Here is a 20,116-nt window from a genome sequence, read left to right as displayed (position 1 = left end):
CACGAGGAGCGTGCCCATGACCGCCGATCCGATCGCCGAGACCGTCGCATCCCTGCTGCCCCGCGCGCAGGCGGAGCTCACGGAGCTGGTGGCCTTCCAGTCGGTGGCGGATCCGGCGCAGTTCCCCAAGAGCGAGTGCGAGGCCGCGGCGAGGTGGGTCGCCGACGCCCTGCACGCCGAGGACTTCCAGGACATCGCCGTCCTCGACACCCCGGACGGCACGCAGTCCGTCTACGGCTTCCTGCCCGGCCCGGCGGGCGCGCCGACCGTACTGCTGTATGCGCACTACGACGTGCAGCCGCCGCTGGACCTGGCCGCCTGGACCACCCCGCCGTTCGAGCTCACCGAGCGCGACGGCCGCTGGTACGGACGCGGAGCCGCGGACTGCAAGGGCGGCTTCATCATGCATCTGCTCGCGCTGCGCGCCCTCAAGGCGAACGGCGGTGTGCCGGTGAACATCAAGGTGATCGTCGAGGGCTCGGAGGAGCAGGGCACGGGAGGCCTCGAGCGGTACGCCGAAGCGCACCCCGAGCTGCTGATCGCCGACACCATCGTCATCGGCGACGCCGGGAACTTCCGGCTGGGGCTGCCCACGGTCACCGCGACGCTGCGCGGGATGACGCTCGTGCGCGTCCAGATCGACACCCTCGAAGGCAATCTGCACTCCGGCCAGTTCGGCGGCGCGGCCCCCGACGCGCTGGCCGCGCTGATCCGCGTGCTGGACTCGCTCCGTGCCGAGGACGGCTCGACGACCGTGGACGGCCTTTCCGCCGAGGCTGCTTGGGAGGGACTGCAGTACCCGGAGGCGGACTTCCGCAAGGATGCCAAGGTGCTCGACGGCGTGGGGCTGATCGGTACGGGCGCGGTCGCGGACCGCATCTGGGCGCGCCCCGCCGTCACGGTGCTCGGTATCGACTGCCCGCCGGTCATCGGCGCGACCCCGTCCGTGCAGGCGGGCGCGCGGGCGCTGATCAGCCTGCGGGTGCCGCCGGGCCAGGACGCCGCCGAGGCGACCAAGCTGCTGGCCGCGCACCTGGAGGCACACACTCCGTGGGGTGCGCGGGTCGCGGTGGAGCAGGTCGGTCAGGGCCAGCCGTTCCAGGCGGACATCTCCAGCCCGGCGTACTCCTCGATGGCCGAGGCGATGCGCGCCGCCTACCCGGGCGAGGAGATGCAGTCGGCAGGCATGGGCGGCTCGATCCCGCTGTGCAACACGCTCGCAGCGCTCTACCCCGAGGCGGAGATCCTGCTGATCGGCCTGAGCGAGCCGGAGGCGCAGATCCACGCGGTGAACGAGTCCGTCTCACCCGAGGAACTCGAGCGGCTGTCGGTCGCCGAGGCGTTGTTCCTGGTCAACTACGCCGCGTCCAAGACGGTTTGAGCGGAGCGGGCTTAAGCGTTCAGCGAAGATCGCGCTCAGCGTAGATCCATGCTGCGGGCGTACGACCTTGCGTACGTTCGCCGTATGGACTTCATCGAGGTACTCCCTCAGCTGCACATGTTCCGCTTCGCGATCGGCCAGGCGTATCTGTGGCGCGACGGCGACGAGCTGACCCTGATCGACGCGGGCAATGTGCACGCGGCCCCGGACATCGAACAGGCCATACGGAGCGTGGGTCTGCGCCCCGACGCCATCCGCCGGATCGTGCTCACCCACTGCCACCGCGACCATGTGGGCGCGGCCCAGGAGCTGGCGGACCGGTACGGCGCCGAGGTGCTGGCCCACCGCCTCGACGCCCCCGTGGTCCGCGGCGAGCAGCCGGTCCCGGAGCCCGTGCTGCTCGACTGGGAGATTCCGCTGTACGAGCACGGACTCACCGTTCCGCCTGCCCCGCCGACCCGCGTCGACCGTGAGCTCGAGGACGGCGACGACCTCGGCTTCGGCGACGGGGCCGTGGTGGTCCACTCCCCCGGCCACACCGACGGCTCCATCGGCATCCATCTCCCGCGCCACGGCGTGCTGTTCACGGGCGACTGCATCGCTGCGGTGGGCCAGGTGATGCTGGGCGTCTTCAACGTGGACCGCGCGCAGGCCGAGGTGTCGATGCGCCGTCTCGCCTCGCTCGCGCCGTCCACCGTCTGCTTCGGGCACGGCGACCCGCTCACGGAGAACGCGCCGACCGTACTGCTCGCGTCAGCCGACGGGGATGCCGGCCTCTAGATTGAGCACGGTCCCGCGCTCGCGGGCCCGCAGTGCCCAGCGCAGCCGTTCGCTGCGGGTGGGAGGAAGCAGTTCGGCCGCCTCCTGCTCGCTCACGAAGCGCCAGTCGCGCAGCTCCGATCCGGGCAACAGCACCCGCCGCGCCGTGCCGCTGTGCAGCCGGCCGCCGTCGAAGAGCAGCCGCAGTCCGCCGAACCCCGGCGGTCGCGGCGGCTCCCAGTCGACCACCAACAGCCTGGGCACCTCGCCCAGTTCGATGCCCAGCTCCTCGGCGACCTCGCGCATTCCGGCGCGCGCGGGCGCCTCGCCCCGCTCCACCACTCCGCCGGGGAACTCCCAGCCCGGCTTGTAGGTGGGGTCGACGAGCAGCACCCGGTCCTGCTCGTCGAAGAGCAGCACGCCCGCGGCGAGGGTCTCGGCGGTCGGCTCGGGCGTCTGGACGATCTCACAGGCCGCGGCCGCTCCGGTCCGTACCGCCTCCGCAATCCGCTGCGCCGTCCGGCGCGGGTCGAGCGGGCCGTTGTCGATGACATGCGCGTCCGCGGTGATCCAGCCGAGCGCTGCGCGGTACGGCTCGATGTGGTCGTACGCCCACTGCCGCACCCGCTGGTCCGCGTCCGGAATGCCGTCCGGGGTGTCCGGCTCCTCGCGGGCGGCTGTCCGCTCGCGCAGGATCGTTTCGCCTGGGCCCAGCAGCACATGTCTCACGGGTATGCGCCGGGAGGCGAGACCGCCGAAGATCTCATCGCGGTACTCCTGGCGGAGCAGGGTCATCGGTACCACGAGCACACCGCCGAGCTCGGCCAGCAGCGCGGCCGCGGTGTCCACCACGAGCCGTCGCCAGATCGGCAGATCCTGATAGTCGCCCACTTCGGCGAGCCGCTTCTGCGGCAGCAGATCGCGCAGACCGCCGCCGATCAGTTCGGGGTCGAACAGAGTGCTGTTCGGGATCAGGTCGATCAGTTCGCGTGCAGTACTGGTCTTGCCCGCTCCGAACGCACCGTTGATCCAGACGATCACGGTTCCCCCTCTTCCGTAGCCCTCAGTGGATTGCCCGCAACACCCTGCCACGGAAACCCGTGGCGGCAACCGGTCGGCTGATCGCGGACACAACTGTGGCCGTGCTGTTGCCGGTTCACCACCACCGCCGCGGGCGGTGCCGCGTCTCACCATACGAACAGTGCTCCTTCGACGGACCGTGACACCGGGCACGGAGCGTCGTTGGAGCGGGAGAGACAAGGGGGTGCAGGATGCTCCGTACGGTGTTGGAGAGGTTCCCTGCCGGAGGGCCGCGCGGCAGCTGGCCTGCCGAGGAGTTCGCCCGGGACCGTCGGAACGAGGGTCTGGCGGCGGAGGTCGTGATGGACTTGGACTCGGACGCTTTTCTGGTGGTCGTGTCGCAGCAGACGGCCGACGCGGTCACCTAGTGGGGGTCTTTTCGATCGTGCCGGGTCCGCGGTCCCCGGACACGACAAAGCCCCCGCCCCGCGCAGGAACGGGGGCCGTACGGCTCAGCCCTTGGTGGAGCCCAGGGTGAGCCCGGCGATGAAGTGGCGCTGGAGCAGCAGGAAGACCACCAGCGTCGGCAGTGCCACGATCACCGAGCCCGCCGCCAGCAGGTTGTAGTCGGTGAAGAACTGGCCGCGGAGGTTGTTCAGCGCCGAGGTGACGGGGAGTTTGTCACCGTCGGAGATGAAGACCAGCGCCCAGAGGAAGTCGTTGTACATCCAGGTGAACTGGAGCGTGCCGAGCGCCGCGAGGGCGGGGCGGCACAGGGGCAGGGTGATGCGCCAGTACTGCGTCCACACGCCCGCGCCGTCCACGATCGCCGCTTCCAGGATCTCCTGCGGCAGGGTGCGCATGAAGTTGGCGAGGACGAAGACACAGAACCCGATCTGGAAGCCGATCTGGACGGAGACGACCGCCCAGTACGAGTCGAACATCGTCATCGAGTCGGACATCCAGTACGGCAGCGGGATGCGGTTGAACAGTACGTACAGCGGAGTGACGATCACCTGCTGGGGCAGCAGATTGCCCGCGGTGAACAGCATCAGCAGCACGATCGAGCCCCGCATCCTCAGCCGCGCCACGGCGAAGGCGACGAACGAGGCGAAGAAGAGTGTGAGGAGCACGCCCGGCACCGCGATGATGAGGGTGTTGACGAAGTACTTCGTCATCCCCGAGTCGCTGAAGGCCTGTTGGTAGTAGTCGAAGGAGAGCTTCTCCGGCAGCGAGAAGTACCCGTTCTCGGAGGTCTCGTCGTACGGCCGGAGGGAGGCGTACACCGCGAGCAGCAGGGGTGCCAGGAAGGCCAGCGAGACGGCCATCAGGAAGGCGTGCACGCCGAGGCGGCCGGGGCGAAGAGCGCGCCGGCGGGTGGGTGGGGCCGGAGCGGGGCTGGTGGCGGCGGGCGCCGGGGCGGTGTCGAGCGTCATCGGTTCTTCTCCCCACGGATCTCCTGGACCAGATACGTCACGACGAATCCCATGGAGACGAGCAGCAGCACCACGGCGATCGCCGAGCCGAATCCGATGCGGCTGGCCTCGCCGATGATGTTGTCGGTGACGAGGACCGAGAGCAGCTCCAGGCCGTTTCTGCCCTTGTTGACGGCATAGACGATGTCGAAGGCGCGCAGCGACTCGATGACGGTGATGACGCCGACGATGACGTTGACGGGCCGCAGGGTCGGAAAGACGACGCGGAAGAAGGTCTGTGACTCGCTCGCGCCGTCGATGGCCGCGGCTTCCTTCAGCGCCGGGTCGACGGCCTTGAGGCCGGCCAGGTAGAGGATCATCACATAGCCGGTGTGCCGCCAGGCGGCGGCCAGCAGGATCATCCAGATGTTCAGGTCGGGATCGCCGAGCCAGTCGGTGGGGTGCTCGGTGTCACCGAGGATCGCGTTGAGTGCGCCCTGATCGCGGGAGAAGATCAGCTGGGCGATGAAGCCGACGACGGCGAGCGAGAGCACCACCGGCATGTAGAGCGTCGACTGGTAGAAGCGGCTGAAGCGGACGCCGCGGTCGATGAGAACGGCGAGCAGCAGCCCGAACGGGGTGGCGATCAGCCCGAGGAAGGCGAGCCAGAGCAGATTGTGGCGGGCGGCGGGCCAGAAGGCCGGGTAGTTGGTGAAGAGGTTCTCGTAGTTCTGCGTACCGACCCAGGAGATCTCTCCGATGCCGTCCCAACTGGTGAAGGAGAGGACGACGGAGGCCAGGGTCGGTCCCCACACGATGACCACGTCGAGCAGGATCGGTATGCCGAGCAGTACGCCCAGGACGGCAAGGTCCCGACGGGTGAACCGCCGCGGCCCTCGCCGGACGGCGCGCCGCGAGATGCCGGCCCTCGTTGGCCCCCCGGTGTCGTTCGGGGTGCCCCGGGCGGCCTGCGGTTCCGGCCGGGGGTCGGGGGGTTGGCCCCCCGGAGATTGCAGCAGCGGCACGGGCGGTGGCTCCCAGTTCGTCTCGGCCGGTGTCGGTCAGTCGGTCCGCGGTCCGTCGGTGAGTCGGTGAGTCGGTGAGTCGGTCCGCAGGTCTCGGGGTCCGCCGGGGACACGGGTCAGTCGGAGGCGAAGATGGTCTTCTTCTGCCGCTCGATGTCATTGACCAACCCGTCCACGTCCTTGGGGTTGTTGATGAAGCTCTGAATGGCCGGGATCATCACCGTCGAAGCGAAGTCCGGCCTGGTGTCACGGTCCAGGAACTGCGATATCTGCTGGGCGCCGGAGACGAGTTCGACGGCCTTCTTCTGGATCGGCGTGTACTTCGAGGTGTCGGCCTCATCGCTGACGGCGATGTTGTGGGGGTCACTGGCGAGGTAGACGTCCTCCGCCCGGCCCGTGGCCAGCCACTTCAGCAGGTCCTTGGCGCTCTCCATGTTCTTGGCCCTCTTGAGGTTCTTCGACTTCTTCGCCAGCAGGAAGCCGTCGATGGGCGCCTCCACGGCGTCCTGGCCGTGCTCGGGGTTGATCACCGGGAACGGAAAGAAATCGATGTCGGCCTGCTCCGCCTCGGGGAACTGGGCGCCGGGGTGCGGGAGTCCGAAGACCGCCATCCCCGCCTCCTTCTTCTGGAGGCTGGTGGCGGCCTCCTGCCAGGTGCGGCCGTTGGCGCCGGGCTGGCAGTACGGGATGAGGCGGCGCCAGGTGTCGAAGACCTCTTTGACCCGCCTGTCGGTCCACGCCTCCTCACCCGCCATCAGGTTCTTGTGGAACTCGTAGCCGTTGGTGCGCATATTGATGTAGTCGAAGGTGCCCATGGCCGGCCAGCCGTCCTTGTCGCAGAACGCGATGGGAACGAGCTTGTCCTTCTGCATCTGCCTGGCGAGCGCGATGTACTCGTCGAGCGTCTTGGGGGCCTGGTAGCCGCGCTGCTGGAAGACGCTCGTCCGGTGGAAGACCGCCCACGGGTAGTAGTAGTACGGCGTGAGGTACTGCTTGCCGTCCTCACCGGTGGACTGGGCCTTCAGCGCCGGCGAGAACCCCTGGTAGCTCTGCCAGTTGTCGCTGATGTCGTACAACAGCCCCTTCTTGGCGAAGAACTGCATGCGATAGCCCGCGAACCACATGAAGACATCGTCCGGCTTGCCCTGGAGGTAGCGGTTGATGTTCTCCTGGAAGGTGTTGTGGTCGACGGTGTTGACCTCGACCTTCCGCCCTTCCTTCGACTGCTTGCCGTACGCGGCGAACGCGTCGGCGAAAGCCTTCTTCGGCACCGGGTCGGACGAGTTGGACCCCATGGTGATGGTCTTTCCGTCCCCGCCCGGCCCGCTGCCACAGGCAGCGAGCAGCGAGGGCAGCGCAACCGCACCTGCACCCACCGCCGCACCGCGCAGCAGATTCCGCCGGGACATCCGATGTCCTGCCACGCTGCCTGGCACGGCAGATCCATTGAACGATGGCTGGGCCATATCCCCTCCTCGATGGTGCAACTCAACACAACCGAACGCGAGGATTGGATCTCACCCCCAGGAAGGGGTGCAGTCAAGGGTTTGAACGAGACATCAAACAACTGTTACCGCATCTCTTCCAACAGACTCCAACACGCCCTACCGTAAACGCTCGCGACTGACGCGTACATGTCGCCACCCGAAATGCGCGAGTACGGAGGAACGTCACGATGCGTCACCTTCCCACCCGCACTACCCGCCATCGAGTCGTCGGAGCGCTGGCCGCCGCGCTGTTATGTACCGCGGGCCTGGGCACACCGGCCCTCGCCACGGCCGCCCCGCCCCGGGCGGCCGGCCCCGCTCCGGCGGCCGACGACTCGCTCGCCCCGACCCCGCCGATGGGGTTCAACAACTGGAACACCACCCACTGCCGGGCGGAGTTCAACGAGGCGATGGTCAAGGGGATCGCCGACATCTTCGTGGAGAAAGGCCTCAAGGACGCGGGCTATCAGTACGTCAATCTCGACGACTGCTGGGCGTTGCCGCAGCGCGACAGCAACGGCAAGCTCGTCCCCGACCCGGTGCGCTTCCCGAAGGGCATCAAGGCCGTCGCCGACTATGTCCACTCCAAGGGGCTGAAGTTCGGCATCTACACCAGCGCCGGGACCAAGACCTGCAACAGCGCGGGCTTTCCCGGTGGCCTCGGCCACGAGTACAGCGACGCACAGCAGTTCGCCGACTGGGGCGTCGACTACCTGAAGTACGACAACTGCAATAACTGGGGCGTGGACGCCAAGCTCCGCTACACCACGATGCGCGACGCGCTGAAGGCTGCCTCCCGGACAACGGGTCGCCCCATCGTCTACAGCATCTGCGAGTGGGGCGAGAACAAGCCCTGGGAGTGGGCCGCGGACGTCGGCCAGCTCTGGCGCACCACCGGCGACATCAGCGACGACTGGGGCTCCATGGTGTCGATCATGAAGCAGAACCTGCCGCTCGCGCCGTACGCCCGGCCCGGGGCCTGGAACGACCCCGACATGCTGGAGGTCGGCAACGGGGGGATGACCGACACCGAGTACCGCACCCACTTCTCCATGTGGTCGATCATGGCGGCACCGCTGCTCATCGGCTCCGATCTGCGCAAGGCGCCCGCCTCGGCCTTCGAGATCCTCGGCAACCGCGAGGTCATCGCCGTCGACCAGGACCGGCTCGGCAAGCAGGGCGAGGTCATCAGCTCCGAGGGCGGCCGCTGGGTGGTGGCCAAGGAGATGGCGGACGGCAGTCGCGCGGTCGCGCTGTTCAACGAGAGCGGCAGCCCGCAGCGGATCGCCACCACGGCCGGGGCAGTCGGCCTGCCCGAGGCCCCCGCCTACCGGCTGCGCGATCTGTGGAAGCACACCGACGCCAACACCGCGGGGACCATCTCCGCAACGGTGCCCGCCCACGGCACGGTGCTGGTACGGGTCTCGACGGACCCCGAATGGGCGCAGCTGCCGCCCGCCGTCGAGGTGAGCACCGACGAGAACCCGATGGCCGAGGCCGGACAGCGCGGAAGGCTCAGCTCGACCGTGACCGATCTGGGCCGCACGCCCGCGCTCGATGTATCGGTGGCGCTGACCGGGCCCGGCGGATGGCGGATCAGAGCCACATCCAGGACCACGGCCGCGGCACTGACCAGTGGAAAGAAGCTCACGACGGGATGGGAGGTCGCCGTACCGCCCGGCACCGCGCCCGGTTCGTACGGCCTGACGCTCACGGCGAAGTACCGCTCGTCGAACGGGAAGCGGCTCACCGAAGCCGTACCCGGAAGTGTCCATGTCGTCGTGGCACCGCCGGGCGGGGTGTCGTATCTCAGTGACCTTCGCACGCTGAGCACGGAGAACGGCTGGGGCCCCGTCGAGAAGGACACCAGCAACGGCGAGTCGACGGCGGGCGACGGCAGCCCGATCACCATCGGCGGCCGGGTCTTCGCCAAGGGCCTCGGTGTGCATGCCGCGAGCGCCGTGGAGTACTACGCCGGCGGCCGCTGCGCCACCGTCACCGCGCAGGTCGGCGTGGACGACGAGAAGGTGTTCAACGGCACGGTCGCGTTCGAGATCTGGGCGGACGGCAAGAAGGCCGCCTCGACGGGCGTACTGACCAATGCCATGGCCGCACAGCCGCTCTCGGCGGATGTGAGCGGCGCGGAGGTCGTGCGTCTCGTGGTCACCGACGGCGGGGACGGGATCAACTCCGACCACGCCGACTGGGCAGATCTCAGGATCGGCTGCTGACCACCGCTGCCGCCTCGTCGTGTCTGCCCAGCGAGGCGGCAGCGGCCGCACCCACCAGGCCGGCGTCCGTGCCCGTCAGGGCCGGGGCCACGGTCAGCCGCCGTACGAAGGAGAGCGTGGCGTAGTCGTGCAGCGCACGGCGCAGCGGCGTGAAGAGTACGTCGCCGGCGCCGGCCACTCCTCCGCCGACGACCGCGATCTCGATCTCGACGAGCGTCGCGGTGGCGGCGATACCGGCAGCGAGCGCCTGGGCCGCGCGTTCGAAGGAGGCGACGGCCACCGGGTGTCCGGCCCGGGCGGCGGCCGCCACTGCCGCGGCCGAGGTGTCGCCGTCGGGGCCCGGCTGCCAGCCGCCCTCCACCGCCCGGCGCGCGATGTTCGGGCCGCTGGCGATCCGCTCCACGCAGCCGCGCCCGCCGCAGGGGCACAGGTCGCCGTCCAGGTCCACGCTGATGTGGCCGATGTGCCCTGCGTTGCCGGTGGGTCCCGGGTGGAGCTTCCCGCCGAGGACGAGCCCCCCGCCGACACCTGTCGAGACCACCATGCACAGGGCGTTGTCGTAGCCGCGGGCCGCTCCCTGCCAGTGCTCGGCAGCCGTCATCGCCACACCGTCGCCGACCAGCTCGACGGGCAGGCCGCCGACGGCTCGGCGCACCCGCGCGACCAGCGGAAACTCGCGCCATCCGGGGACGTTGACCGGGCTGACCGTACCGGCGGACGCGTCCACCGGCCCCGCGCTGCCGATTCCGACGGCCGAAACCCTGACCCAGTGCGGGGAAGCGGTCAGCTCGGCGAGGACCGCCTCGACAGCACGCATCACCGTCTCGCCGTCCTCCTTGGCCGGTGTCGGGCGCTGCGCCCGCAGAAGGATCCTGCCGCTGCCGTCCACCAACGCGCCGGCGATCTTGGTGCCACCGATGTCGAGCGCGGCGACGAGGTCGTTATGCATGGGCGTGGGATCCCCCGGAGAGCTGTCGGACCTGCGTATTCGGTAACAGTCTCCATTCCCCTGACAACGTTGTCCAGGGCCTATGCTCGACGCCACACCCTTGCACACCCGCGACGACGACGACAGGACTGCGCACTGTGGCCGAGACCGACCGTCCCCTGCCGTCTCCGGGACGACCCCGGGGCCACGAGCCCCGCTACGGCAATCGGCCCACCATGAAGGACGTGGCCGCGCGCGCCGGGGTCGGCCTCAAGACGGTCTCCCGGGTGGTCAATGGCGAGCCGGGCGTCACCCCCGACACCGAGCGCCGGGTCCAGGAGGCCATCGAGTCCCTGGGCTTTCGCCGCAACGACAGCGCGCGGGTGCTGCGCAAGGGCCGCACCGCCTCCATCGGTCTGGTGCTCGAAGATCTCGCCGACCCCTTCTACGGCCCGCTGAACCGCGCCGTCGAAGAGGTGGCCCGCGCCCACGGCGCCCTGCTCATCAACGGCTCCAGCGCCGAGGACCCGGAGCGCGAACAGGAACTGGTGCTGGCCCTGTGCGCCCGCCGGGTGGACGGTCTGATCGTGATCCCGGCCGGCCACGACCACCGCTATCTCGAGCCGGAGATCAAGGCGGGCATAGCCACGGTGTTCGTGGACCGCCCCGCCGGAAAGATCGACGCGGACGTGGTGCTCTCCGACAGCTTCGGCGGCTCTCGCGCGGGTGTGGCCCATCTGATCGCGCACGGCCACCGCCGCATCGGCTTCATCGGCGACCTGCCGCGTATCCACACCGCCGTCGAGCGGCTGCGCGGATACCGCGCCGCCATGGAGGACGCCGAGCTCGCCATCGACGACTCCTGGGTGTCGCTCGGCTCCACGGCACCGGAGCGGGTGCGGGCGGCTGCCGAGGCGATGCTGGCGGGCCCGGACCCGGTCACCGCGATCTTCGCGGGCAACAACCGGGTGACGGTGACTGCGGTACGAGTCCTGGCGGAGCGCGAACGGCCGGTCGCCCTGGTCGGGTTCGACGACATCGAGCTCGCGGATCTGCTGGGCATCACGGTCATCGCGCAGGACGCGGCGGCGCTCGGGCGCACCGCGGCCGAGCGGCTGTTCCGCCGCCTGGACGGGGTGGACGACGAGCCGTCGCAGGTGGCACTGGAGACGGTACTGATCCCGCGCGGTTCGGGCGAGCTGCCGCCAGCTTGATCAACGCCCCCTACCTCCGCTCCTGTTCGAGCCATATGATGACCGGCTAGCACGATGAAGCGGCCCTTTTCGGGGACCTCCGGCTCATGACCAGGAGCACCGTGGACGATCGCACGCTCGAAGCCCTCGGCCTCGCTGAAGCACCCCGTGACCATCCCCTGATCTACCCGGGCCGATGGCCGGAGGAATCAGGTCTGTTGCACCAAGGACGCCTTCTTCGGATGCGGCCGGCCGCCAACCGAAGGCTCGCCAAATGGCAGGTGGAGGCTCCCCCCGGCGGCTTCTGCGGCGATCCGGGCCGCGAGGGATACATGCCGCTGAACTACGCCCTCATGGTTGCCAATGACCCCTTGGTGGGCGAACGCTTTCCCGTACTCTCCGTAGGATCCAACGCCTCACCCGCCCAGCTCTGCCACAAGATGGAGGGCTCCGGCGTCTCCACCACCATTCCGATGGTCAAGGTGAAGGTGACGGGCATGGGCATCGGCGCATCCGCCTTTGTCAATCCGCTGGGGTACATCGCCACCGCCCCGTATTTGGCCTCCGGCCTGGCAAGCGAGCTGTTCATCACCTGGCTCGACCGCGCCCAACTCGAAGTGGTGGACGACACCGAGGGAATCTTCGACGCCGAAGGGGAGTACGCGCGCGCGCTCGTGCCGGGCAGGGACTTCCGCACGGAGATGCCCTCCGGCGAACTGCTTGGCGGCATGTACGTCTACGTCAACTTACGTGGCGTGCTCAAACAGTCGTCCGGAACCCCACGACCACATCGCGGCGAAGAGCCTCTGCTGACCGGACTCCTCGCGGAATCACCCCGGTTACGAGAGTTGTTCGGCGACACACCGGCAGAATTCTGCGCGTCGGCACGAGGCGACATCCCGCTGTGCGAGCAAGGCACCCGGCTCTTCGTCGAAGAGGACCGCATCACCACGTCCGACCTGGAGGCGTACGCCGCCGATCCACCCGCTTTCACGGTGTACGACGACATCCACCCGCTCAATCCGGTGCCCGAAGGCGGATTCCTCACCGGGCGCGCTCCCGACGCCTTCGATCACCGGGGTGCCGGCACGGCGAGGATTTCCACCGGTCTGGCCGCCGACTTGGGTCGCCCCGGACACCTCGTCATCCAGAACGCCCAGGTCCCGCGTACTCGACGGGAGCGGCTGGGAACTCTGGCGCGGGTGGTCGTGGCACCGGACATAGCCTGCGACGACCGGACGACAGTGCAGGTCGATCATTCGCTGCGCGTCGGGCTCGGTCTGGAGCCCGGTGAGGCGATATCGGTCCGGCAGGCCAGACTTCCGCACAGCAGCCGACGGTGGCACGACTTCATCTTCGGCCGTCCGAACTACCTCGTCTGCCGTGTTCAGGACGCCGACCGGCCCAGCGCTGAGCAGGAAGTCTGTCTGGTTGACGAGTTGACACTCAATCTCCTGGGTGTGGAGAACGGTGACGATGTGGTCATCGAGGGATTCCCGGACGAAGACGGCTGTGTCCCCGTGCTCCAGCTCAAGGCCATCCGCACCAGCGAAGAGATCCTCGAACGCCGCAAGCAACTGCACGGCGGTGCGTTGACCAGCCGGTTCCCCAGCTCCCTCGATGCTCTCGGCATCTATCCGGATCTTCCCTGGGTGTTCATCGACCGAGGTATGTGGAACGGGCTGGGAATCGGGGGGCAATGGCTCAGCACCGTCCGCATTCGTTCCAGCCGCGCCTACCAGCTCAAGAAAGAGCTGCGCGAGATGGTCTTTCTTCTCGGCATCGCCTTCATCGGAGTCGTCCAGCTGTTGCGCGGTGCCCTGTGGCAGGTTCTCATCATGGTGCTGCTCGTACTGGTCGTCGGCTGCGTCGTGACCGTACGCATGCGCGCACGCCTGTCCCAGCGCGCCCGGCCGTATCGGCGACGCCGTCGCCGTGGCGCGACGGAATGAGAGAGGGCAGGCGTCCCCTCAGCAGACCGGCAGGCCGGGCACCGGCGCGTCGTTGTCGCCGCCCTCGATGTAGACGTCGCTGACAAAGACATTGGTGTTGCCGCTGTCGTCGTCCGTCTTGGCCCACCACACGTTCGTCCACTGGCCGGAGGTCTCACGGCGGCCCAGATTCTGCTGGCAGTAGAAGTAGTTGAGGCCCGCGTTCAGCGTGCCGACCCGGGTGCCGGACGCGGTGTACGAGTTTGCGGTGCGCCAGACCTCGCAGTTGTACTTGCTGCCGCCGATCGCGTGGCAGACGGGTGCCGGGTCCGGATCGGAACCGCCGGTCGTCGAGCCGCCGTTGGTGGAGGTGCTGCCGCCGCCCGAGGTGGTGGTGCCGCCGGTCGCCCCGCCGCCCGTCGTGACTCCACCGCCCGAGCCGGCCGAACCGCCGCCCGAGGCGGTGGAGTCGGAGCCCGCGGAGCCTCCCGGGCCCTTGCCCGGCGCGGGCGGCGCGGCCGAGGGCGTGGGGGACTTCTTGCCGCCCTTCCCCGTGGGCTTGGTGCTCGGCCTCTCCCTGTCGCCGGCGGAGGGGCTCGCGGCCGGATCCCCGGAGGTACTCGAACGTGCCGACGGGCTCTCGGCGCTGCCGCCCGCGAGGTCTGTCGTGGTGGCCCCTTCGCGGTCGACGAGGGCGTACGTCACGCCTCCGCCGGCGAGCAGAACAGCGACGACTCCGGCCGCCACCAGCGCCCTCGCCCGGCCACGCCCGCCGGACGCGGCAGCAGGGTCAGGGGCGGGGGCGGGCGGTGCAGCAGGCATCGGAGCAGACGGCTGCGGGGGCTGCTCGGGCTGCGCCATCGCCGGGCCGAAGCCCTCGGGCCGGTGCGGCATCGCGTTGAGCACGGTCGGCACCCGTGGGGACGGTTCGGGCCTCTGCGGCGGCACGGCGGCCCCCGGTGCCACCGTGGAGTTGCCGGCGTCCTCACCGGCCGCCACCGCCGCGAGCAGCCGCGCCGCCGTGTCCGCGTCGGGGCGCTGCGCAGGGTCCTTGTGCATCAGCTGCTGGAGTACGGGCCCCAGCGCACCGGCCCGCTGCGGCTCGGGCAGCGGGTCCACGACGATCGCGGTCAGCGTCGACCAGGTCGAGGTACGCCGGAAGGGGGACGCCCCTTCGACGGCGGCGTACAGCGTGGCGCCGAGCGCCCAGATGTCGGAGGCGGGCCCGGGTTCGTGGCCCTGGGCGCGCTCGGGCGCCAAGTAGTCCAGCGAGCCGACCAGTTCGCCACTGCGTGTGAGGTGGGTGGTGGAACCGTCGCCCGGATCGTCCATCGCGGCGATCCCGAAGTCGGTGAGCACCACCCGGCCGCCCCCGTTGCCTGCGGCACGGGAGCTTCCCCCACGGTCCAGCAGGACGTTGCCGGGCTTGACGTCACGGTGCAGTACTCCGACCCGGTGGGCGGCGTCCAGCGCCTCCATCACCCTGGCCCCGATGGCGGCGGCTTCACGCGCGTCCAGGACACCGCGCTCGCGCAGCACATCGTCGAGCGAGGGGCCGTCGATGAGCTCCATCACGATGACCGGACGGCCCTCGTGCTCGGCGACGTCGTGGACGGCGATGACCGAGGGGTGGCGTACGCGCGCGGCGGCGCGGGCCTCACGCTGCATCCGCACGGTCAGGTCGGCCAGTTCGGGCGCGGAGGAGTCGGTGTACGTGCGCAGTTCCTTGACGGCGACCTCGCGGCCGAGCACTTCGTCGACCGCGCGCCAGACCACGCCCATACCCCCGCGGCCCAGCTGTTCGATCACCCGGTATCGGCCGGCGAGCCGTTCGTTCTCCCCCGAAGACACCGATGCCCCGATCCCGTGTGGCGACTGTGCTCGCGTACAGACTAAGGGGGCACCGGTGACGGCGGTGACCAGTGTTACGGGGCTGTGGCTGTCAGTTGGCGGTGGCCGTCAGGTCTCCGCGGCGCGGCGAGGCGAACGCGTCGAGGTCCGCGCGGGTCAGGCCGGTGAGCCGGGCGACCTCGGCGGTGTCGAGCGCGCCGCAGTCGATGCCGCGCAGCAGGTAGCTGCTGAGCGCCTTGGCGGTGGCGGGCTCGTCCATGACGTCGCCGCCCGCGTGGTTGGCGTAGGCGGACAGGCGCGCGGCGGCCTGCTCGAAGCCCTCGCGGTAGAAGGCGAACACGGCGGCGTAGCGGGTGGGCAGATGGCCCGGGTGCATGTCCCAGCCCTGGTAGTAGGCGCGGGCCAGGGCACGGCGGGTGAGGCCGTAGTGCAGCCGCCAGGCGTCGTGCACCTGCGCGGTGGGCCCGACGGGCAGGACGTTGGTGGAACCGTCGCAGACGCGTACGCCGGTGCCGGCGGCCGCGACCTGCATCACGGCCTTGGCGTGGTCGGCGGCCGGGTGGTCGCTGGCCTGGTAGGCGGCGCTGACACCGAGGCAGGCGCTGTAGTCGAAGGTGCCGTAGTGCAGTCCGGTGGCCCGGCCCCCGGCGGCGTCGATCATCCGTGCCACGGCGGCCGTGCCGTCGGCCGCGAGGATGGACTGGCTGGTCTCGATCTGGATCTCGAAGCCGATCCGGCCGGTGTCCAGGCCGCGCGCCTTCTCGAACTCCTCGAGCAGCCGCACCATCGCCGTGACCTGCTCGGCGTAGGTGACTTTGGGGAGGGTCAGCACGAGTCCGCCGGGCAGGCCGCCGGCCTCCATCAGCCCGGTGAGGAAGATGTCGAGGGTGCGGATGCCGCGGTCGCGTACCGCGGCTTCCATGCATTTCATGCGGATGCCCATGTACGGGGCGGCGGTGCCGCCGGCGTATGCCTCGCTGATCAGCCGGGCGGCGCGGGCTGCGGCCTCGTCCTCGTCGGCGTCGGTGCGGCCGCCGTAACCGTCCTCGAAGTCGACGCGCAGGTCCTCGACGGGCTCGCGCTCCAGCTTTGCCCGTACGCGGTCGTACACCGGCTGCGCGAGTGCGTCGGAGAGGCCGAGGACGGCGGCGAGGGCGGCGGCGTCCGGGGCGTGCTCGTCGAGCGCCCCGAGCGCCTGGTCACCCCAGGAGCGGATGGTGTCGGCGGCGAATACGTCACCGGGTACGTAGACGGTGTGGACGGGCTGGCGTGTGCCGGGGTCTCCCGGGTAGCGGCGGGCGAGCTCCGCGTCCACCGGCGCGAGGGAGGCGCTGATGCCCTCGCTGACCGCGCCGGCGAGGCTCGTTGCCACCTTCTCCTGCTGACCCATCCCACACCCTCCTGTTTTCCGCTTAACGGAATCAACAATCCGTATGGCGAAGTTAATAGGCGGTCGCGACCTGCGTCAATGGTCACCCGGAACCGGGCCGGCGAGCGAGCCACGGGGTGCCGCAGCCGAAAGCCGGGCCCCCCTCCCGGCGGCGACCGGGGGAGAGATCACACGAGGCACGAGCGCCGTACCGAGGAACGTCGGCAGTGCGTACGAGCACCGGCGGCGAGCCGCGCGCAAAGGCCAGGGGCCGCGCGGTGAAGATCACCGCGCGGCCCCTGGCCCGTCAAGACGTCCGCGGGTCAGCCCTTGCGGGACTGAACCTCCGCGGTCAGCTGCGGGACGACCTCGAAGAGGTCGCCGACCACGCCGTAGTCGACCAGGTCGAAGATCGGGGCCTCGGCGTCCTTGTTGACGGCCACGATGGTCTTCGAGGTCTGCATGCCGGCCCGGTGCTGGATCGCGCCGGAGATGCCGGACGCGATGTACAGCTGCGGGGAGACCGACTTGCCGGTCTGGCCGACCTGGTTGGAGTGCGGGTACCAGCCGGCGTCCACGGCGGCGCGCGAGGCGCCGACAGCGGCGCCGAGCGAGTCGGCCAGCGCCTCGATGATGTGGAAGTTCTCGGCACCGTTGACGCCACGGCCGCCGGAGACCACGATCGCGGCCTCGGTCAGCTCGGGGCGGCCGGTCGACTCGCGCGGGGTGCGGGAGACGACCTTGGTGCCGGTGGACTTCTCACCGAACGAGACCGAGAGGGCCTCGACGGCGCCCGCGGCCGGAGCGGCCTCGACCGGGGCCGAGTTCGGCTTCACGGTGATGACCGGGGTGCCCTTGGAGACACGGGACTTGGTGGTGTAGGAGGCGGCGAACGCGGCCTGCGTGGCCACCGGACCCTCGTCGCCGGCCTCGAGGTCGACGGCGTCGGTGATGATTCCGGAGCCGATACGGACCGCAAGGCGGGCCGCGATCTCCTTGCCCTCGGCGGAGGACGGAACGAGCACGGCGACCGGCGAGACGGCCTCGTACGCGGCCTGCAGCGCGTCCACCTTCGGCACGACGAGGTAGTCGGCGAACTCCGGGGCGTCGGCGGTGAGCACCTTGACCGCGCCGTGCTCGGCGAGCGCGGGGGCGGTGGCCTCGGCGCCGGAGCCGAGGGCGACGGCGACCGGCTCGCCGATACGGCGGGCCAGGGTCAGCAGCTCGAGGGTGGGCTTGCGGACGGCGCCGTCCACGTGGTCGACATAGACGAGAACTTCAGCCATGGGATTGCTCTCCTGCGAATGCGAAGTATCTGGGGGCGGTGGGGGAAATGACCGAAGCTCAGATGAACTTCTGGCTCGCGAGGAACTCCGCGAGCTGCTTGCCGCCCTCGCCCTCGTCCTTGACGATCGTGCCGGCGGTACGGGCCGGACGCTCGGCGGCCGAGTCGACCGCGGTCCAGGCGCCCTCGAGGCCGACCTCGTCGGCGTCGATCTCGAGGTCCTCCAGGTCCAGGGACTGAACCGGCTTCTTCTTGGCGGCCATGATGCCCTTGAAGGACGGGTAGCGGGCCTCGCCCGACTGGTCCGTCACCGACACGACGGCCGGCAGGGACGCCTCGAGCTGCTCGCTCGCGGTGTCGCCGTCACGGCGGCCCTTGACTGTTCCGTTGGGGCCTCCCTCGACCGAGACCTCGGAGAGCAGCGTGACCTGCGGAACGCCCAGGCGCTCGGCGAGGATCGCCGGGAGGACACCCATGGTGCCGTCCGTCGACGCCATACCGGCGATGACCAGGTCGTACCCGGTCTTCTCGATGGCCTTGGCGAGCACCAGCGAGGTGCCCATGACGTCGGTGCCGTGCAGATCGTCGTCCTCGACGTGGACGGCCTTGTCGGCGCCCATGGAGAGCGCCTTGCGCAGCGCGTCCTTGGCGTCCTCGGGGCCGACGGTCAGTACGGTGATCTCCGCGTCGTCCGCCTCGTCGGCGATCTGCAGCGCCTGCTCGACCGCGTACTCGTCGAGCTCCGACAGCAGGCCGTCGACGTCGTCGCGGTCGACGGTCAGGTCATCGGCGAAGTGCCGGTCGCCGGTGGCGTCGGGCACGTACTTCACACAGACAACGATCCTCAAGCTCACGCCGGCTCTCCTACTGCATCGTCTTTACTGAGCTGCCTACTGTTGGCAGCATAGGCGCCTTACTGGGCGGATCCCGGTCGGGGCGGGCCGCGCTCCGAACGAAATATTACTCGTCAGTACACCCACCTCTTCCCCAGTAAGCAAGCGCTTTGAACTGTGACCTTGGCAACGCTGCGTAACCGGAATTCTCCGAGAAGGTCAGTCTCTCAGCCTGTTGAAGCGCCCCTGGTGATAGATCAGCGGCCGGCCGGCCCCCGCAGGATCACCGACGACGACCTCGGCGACCACGATGCGATGGTCTCCGGCCGGGACCCGGGCGATGACCCGGCAGACCAGCCAGGCCAGCACACCGTCGAGCACGGGGACGCCTTCGGGCCCGCTGTCCCAGCGCGTGGGCGGCGCGAAGCGGTCGGCGCCGCTGCGCGCGAAGGTGGTGGCCAGCTCCTGCTGGTGCTCGCCGAGTATGTGTACGCCGATGTGCTCCGCCCGGGCGAGGACCGGCCAGCTGGACGACGACGTACCCACGCCGAAGGAGATCAACGGGGGCTCGGCGGCTACGGAGTTGAGAGAGGTGGCGGTGAATCCGACCGGACGCTCACCCTGGGCGGTGATCACCGCGACGCCGGCGGCGTGCTGCCGGAAGACGGAGCGGAGCAGGTCGGGCGTGGCCGGCTGAGCGGTTCCGAGATCGGGCGAAGCCGTCATCGAGGTGTCCTTCTGCGGGGAGATGCGAACGGGGCGGCGGGGCTGCTCAGACAGCCGGACAGCGCGCACTCGCGTGACGGGCGAGGTCCACATGAGCCCGCCCGTGGAGAAGGAGTGGTGGGGGCACAGCGTCAGCCTGGCGATGCGTGGCGGGTGCAGTCAAGTGGAACCCCGAATGTGCGACCAGTGTCACGGGGTGTCACACCGCCTGACCGAGCGCGGCGATCACATCCGCCGTGCGGGGCTGGCCCGCGGCTCTGGTGATGATCCCGCCGCGCGCGTCGAGCACCAGCACGGTGGGCGTCTTGAGGATGCCGAGCTCGCGCACCAAGGCGAGCCGCTCCTCCGCGTCGATCTCCACATGCGTGACACCGTCGATCATGGACGCGACGTCGACGAGGGTGCGCCGGGTCGCCCGGCAGGGCTGACAGAAGGCGCTCGAGAACTGGACGAGCGTCGCCCGCTCCCCCAGCTCCGCGCCCAGCTCGGCCGCACCGAGCCGTATCCCCTTGTCCCGACCGCGCACCTTCAGCCTCCCGCCGCTCCGCCGCTGCCACAGCCCGAAGGCGCTCGCCGCCGCGAGCACCACCGCACACCCCAGTAGTCCGGTCATCCCACGGTGCAGCGTTCACGCGACCGTAAAGATTCCCGGAGCCGCGCAGCGGATGCGCCGGGCGATGCT

17 protein-coding genes are annotated in these 20,116 nt (G+C 69.8%); 6 read left to right on the top strand and 11 right to left on the bottom strand.

Annotated features, from left to right (window positions below; all coding sequences use genetic code 11):
• Nucleotides 1-16: 16 nt before the first annotated feature.
• Both OG883_RS35605 and OG883_RS35600 read left to right on the top strand, forming a co-directional pair.
• Nucleotides 17-1,381 (top strand): dipeptidase, encoded by a 1,365-nt coding sequence (locus tag OG883_RS35605; protein WP_266550543.1) that lies wholly within the window; start codon nt 17-19, stop codon nt 1,379-1,381.
• Between the two features lie 84 nt (nt 1,382-1,465).
• Complete coding sequence (locus tag OG883_RS35600) at nt 1,466-2,161, top strand: MBL fold metallo-hydrolase (RefSeq protein WP_266550542.1); 696 nt, start codon at nt 1,466-1,468, stop codon at nt 2,159-2,161.
• Here OG883_RS35600 and OG883_RS35595 read toward each other — a convergent pair.
• Nucleotides 2,135-3,181 (bottom strand): NUDIX hydrolase, encoded by a 1,047-nt coding sequence (locus OG883_RS35595; protein WP_266550541.1) that lies wholly within the window; start codon nt 3,179-3,181, stop codon nt 2,135-2,137. The genes OG883_RS35600 and OG883_RS35595 overlap by 27 nt on opposite strands.
• Before the next feature lie 230 nt (nt 3,182-3,411).
• Between OG883_RS35595 and OG883_RS35590 the strand changes: the two genes are divergently transcribed.
• Nucleotides 3,412-3,588, top strand: coding sequence for a hypothetical protein (locus OG883_RS35590; RefSeq protein ID WP_266550539.1), 177 nt, complete (start codon nt 3,412-3,414; stop codon nt 3,586-3,588).
• 84 nt (nt 3,589-3,672) lie between these two features.
• Here OG883_RS35590 and OG883_RS35585 read toward each other — a convergent pair whose 3' ends face one another.
• The 3 genes from OG883_RS35585 to OG883_RS35575 form a co-directional block, all read right to left on the bottom strand.
• A complete protein-coding gene (locus tag OG883_RS35585) occupies nt 3,673-4,596 on the bottom strand; it encodes a carbohydrate ABC transporter permease (protein WP_266550536.1) in 924 nt (307 codons plus the stop codon).
• Nucleotides 4,593-5,495 (bottom strand): carbohydrate ABC transporter permease, encoded by a 903-nt coding sequence (locus OG883_RS35580; protein WP_266553108.1) that lies wholly within the window; start codon nt 5,493-5,495, stop codon nt 4,593-4,595. Before OG883_RS35580 ends, OG883_RS35585 begins: the two co-directional genes overlap by 4 nt.
• A gap of 221 nt (nt 5,496-5,716) precedes the next feature.
• Complete coding sequence (locus tag OG883_RS35575) at nt 5,717-7,009, bottom strand: ABC transporter substrate-binding protein (RefSeq protein ID WP_266550534.1); 1,293 nt, start codon at nt 7,007-7,009, stop codon at nt 5,717-5,719.
• A gap of 266 nt (nt 7,010-7,275) precedes the next feature.
• Here OG883_RS35575 and OG883_RS35570 point away from each other — a divergent pair, with 266 nt between their 5' ends.
• Complete coding sequence (locus OG883_RS35570; RefSeq protein ID WP_266550524.1) at nt 7,276-9,318, top strand: NPCBM/NEW2 domain-containing protein; 2,043 nt, start codon at nt 7,276-7,278, stop codon at nt 9,316-9,318.
• Here the strand turns inward: OG883_RS35570 and OG883_RS35565 are convergent.
• Entirely contained in the window at nt 9,302-10,267 is a 966-nt protein-coding gene (locus OG883_RS35565; RefSeq protein ID WP_266550523.1) for an ROK family protein, read from the bottom strand. The genes OG883_RS35570 and OG883_RS35565 overlap by 17 nt on opposite strands.
• 215 nt (nt 10,268-10,482) lie before the next feature.
• On the opposite strand from OG883_RS35565, the gene OG883_RS35560 reads away from it, so the two are divergent.
• Complete coding sequence (locus OG883_RS35560) at nt 10,483-11,460, top strand: LacI family DNA-binding transcriptional regulator (protein WP_266550521.1); 978 nt, start codon at nt 10,483-10,485, stop codon at nt 11,458-11,460.
• Nucleotides 11,461-11,546: 86 nt separating this feature from the next.
• Nucleotides 11,547-13,391 carry a hypothetical protein gene (locus OG883_RS35555; protein WP_266553313.1) on the top strand — a complete coding sequence of 615 codons (1,845 nt, stop codon included), beginning with the start codon at nt 11,547-11,549 and terminating at the stop codon, nt 13,389-13,391.
• 18 nt (nt 13,392-13,409) lie between these two features.
• On the opposite strand, the gene OG883_RS35550 is transcribed toward OG883_RS35555, so the two are convergent.
• The 6 genes from OG883_RS35550 to OG883_RS35525 all read right to left on the bottom strand — a co-directional run bounded on the left by OG883_RS35550 (nt 13,410) and on the right by OG883_RS35525 (nt 20,047).
• Nucleotides 13,410-15,221 (bottom strand): serine/threonine-protein kinase, encoded by a 1,812-nt coding sequence (locus OG883_RS35550; protein WP_266550518.1) that lies wholly within the window; start codon nt 15,219-15,221, stop codon nt 13,410-13,412.
• Between the two features lie 91 nt (nt 15,222-15,312).
• Nucleotides 15,313-16,611, bottom strand: coding sequence for an aldolase/citrate lyase family protein (locus OG883_RS35545; RefSeq protein ID WP_266550515.1), 1,299 nt, complete (start codon nt 16,609-16,611; stop codon nt 15,313-15,315).
• Between the two features lie 302 nt (nt 16,612-16,913).
• Complete coding sequence (locus tag OG883_RS35540) at nt 16,914-17,876, bottom strand: electron transfer flavoprotein subunit alpha/FixB family protein (RefSeq protein WP_266550512.1); 963 nt, start codon at nt 17,874-17,876, stop codon at nt 16,914-16,916.
• Nucleotides 17,877-17,934: 58 nt separating this feature from the next.
• Nucleotides 17,935-18,729: an electron transfer flavoprotein subunit beta/FixA family protein gene (locus OG883_RS35535; protein WP_266550509.1), complete on the bottom strand. Its 795-nt coding sequence runs from the start codon at nt 18,727-18,729 to the stop codon at nt 17,935-17,937.
• 198 nt (nt 18,730-18,927) lie between these two features.
• Nucleotides 18,928-19,434 (bottom strand): flavin reductase family protein, encoded by a 507-nt coding sequence (locus OG883_RS35530; RefSeq protein ID WP_266550506.1) that lies wholly within the window; start codon nt 19,432-19,434, stop codon nt 18,928-18,930.
• A gap of 199 nt (nt 19,435-19,633) precedes the next feature.
• On the bottom strand, nt 19,634-20,047 hold the full coding sequence (locus OG883_RS35525; protein ID WP_266550503.1) for a thioredoxin family protein: 414 nt from the start codon (nt 20,045-20,047) through the stop codon (nt 19,634-19,636).
• Between the last annotated feature and the right edge of the window lie 69 nt (nt 20,048-20,116).

Source organism: Streptomyces sp. NBC_01142, assembly GCF_026341125.1.
Classification (GTDB): domain Bacteria; phylum Actinomycetota; class Actinomycetes; order Streptomycetales; family Streptomycetaceae; genus Streptomyces.
The sequence above is the reverse complement of the archived record's forward strand: the minus strand, read 5'-3'. Positions and strand labels throughout refer to the sequence as shown.

Bases quoted from the DNA above. Each gene is read 5' to 3' on its own strand.
- OG883_RS35585 (WP_266550536.1), bottom strand. From the start codon at position 4,596: ATGACGCTCGACACCGCCCCGGCGCCCGCCGCCACCAGCCCCGCTCCG.
- OG883_RS35525 (WP_266550503.1), bottom strand. From the start codon at position 20,047: ATGACCGGACTACTGGGGTGTGCGGTGGTGCTCGCGGCGGCGAGCGCC.
- OG883_RS35530 (WP_266550506.1), bottom strand. From the start codon at position 19,434: ATGACGGCTTCGCCCGATCTCGGAACCGCTCAGCCGGCCACGCCCGAC.
- OG883_RS35540 (WP_266550512.1), bottom strand. From the start codon at position 17,876: ATGGCTGAAGTTCTCGTCTATGTCGACCACGTGGACGGCGCCGTCCGC.
- OG883_RS35560 (WP_266550521.1), top strand. From the start codon at position 10,483: ATGAAGGACGTGGCCGCGCGCGCCGGGGTCGGCCTCAAGACGGTCTCC.
- OG883_RS35570 (WP_266550524.1), top strand. From the start codon at position 7,276: ATGCGTCACCTTCCCACCCGCACTACCCGCCATCGAGTCGTCGGAGCG.
- OG883_RS35545 (WP_266550515.1), bottom strand. From the start codon at position 16,611: ATGGGTCAGCAGGAGAAGGTGGCAACGAGCCTCGCCGGCGCGGTCAGC.
- OG883_RS35575 (WP_266550534.1), bottom strand. From the start codon at position 7,009: ATGTCCCGGCGGAATCTGCTGCGCGGTGCGGCGGTGGGTGCAGGTGCG.
- OG883_RS35605 (WP_266550543.1), top strand. From the start codon at position 17: ATGACCGCCGATCCGATCGCCGAGACCGTCGCATCCCTGCTGCCCCGC.
- OG883_RS35565 (WP_266550523.1), bottom strand. From the start codon at position 10,267: ATGCATAACGACCTCGTCGCCGCGCTCGACATCGGTGGCACCAAGATC.
- OG883_RS35555 (WP_266553313.1), top strand. From the start codon at position 11,547: ATGACCAGGAGCACCGTGGACGATCGCACGCTCGAAGCCCTCGGCCTC.
- OG883_RS35600 (WP_266550542.1), top strand. From the start codon at position 1,466: ATGGACTTCATCGAGGTACTCCCTCAGCTGCACATGTTCCGCTTCGCG.
- OG883_RS35590 (WP_266550539.1), top strand. From the start codon at position 3,412: ATGCTCCGTACGGTGTTGGAGAGGTTCCCTGCCGGAGGGCCGCGCGGC.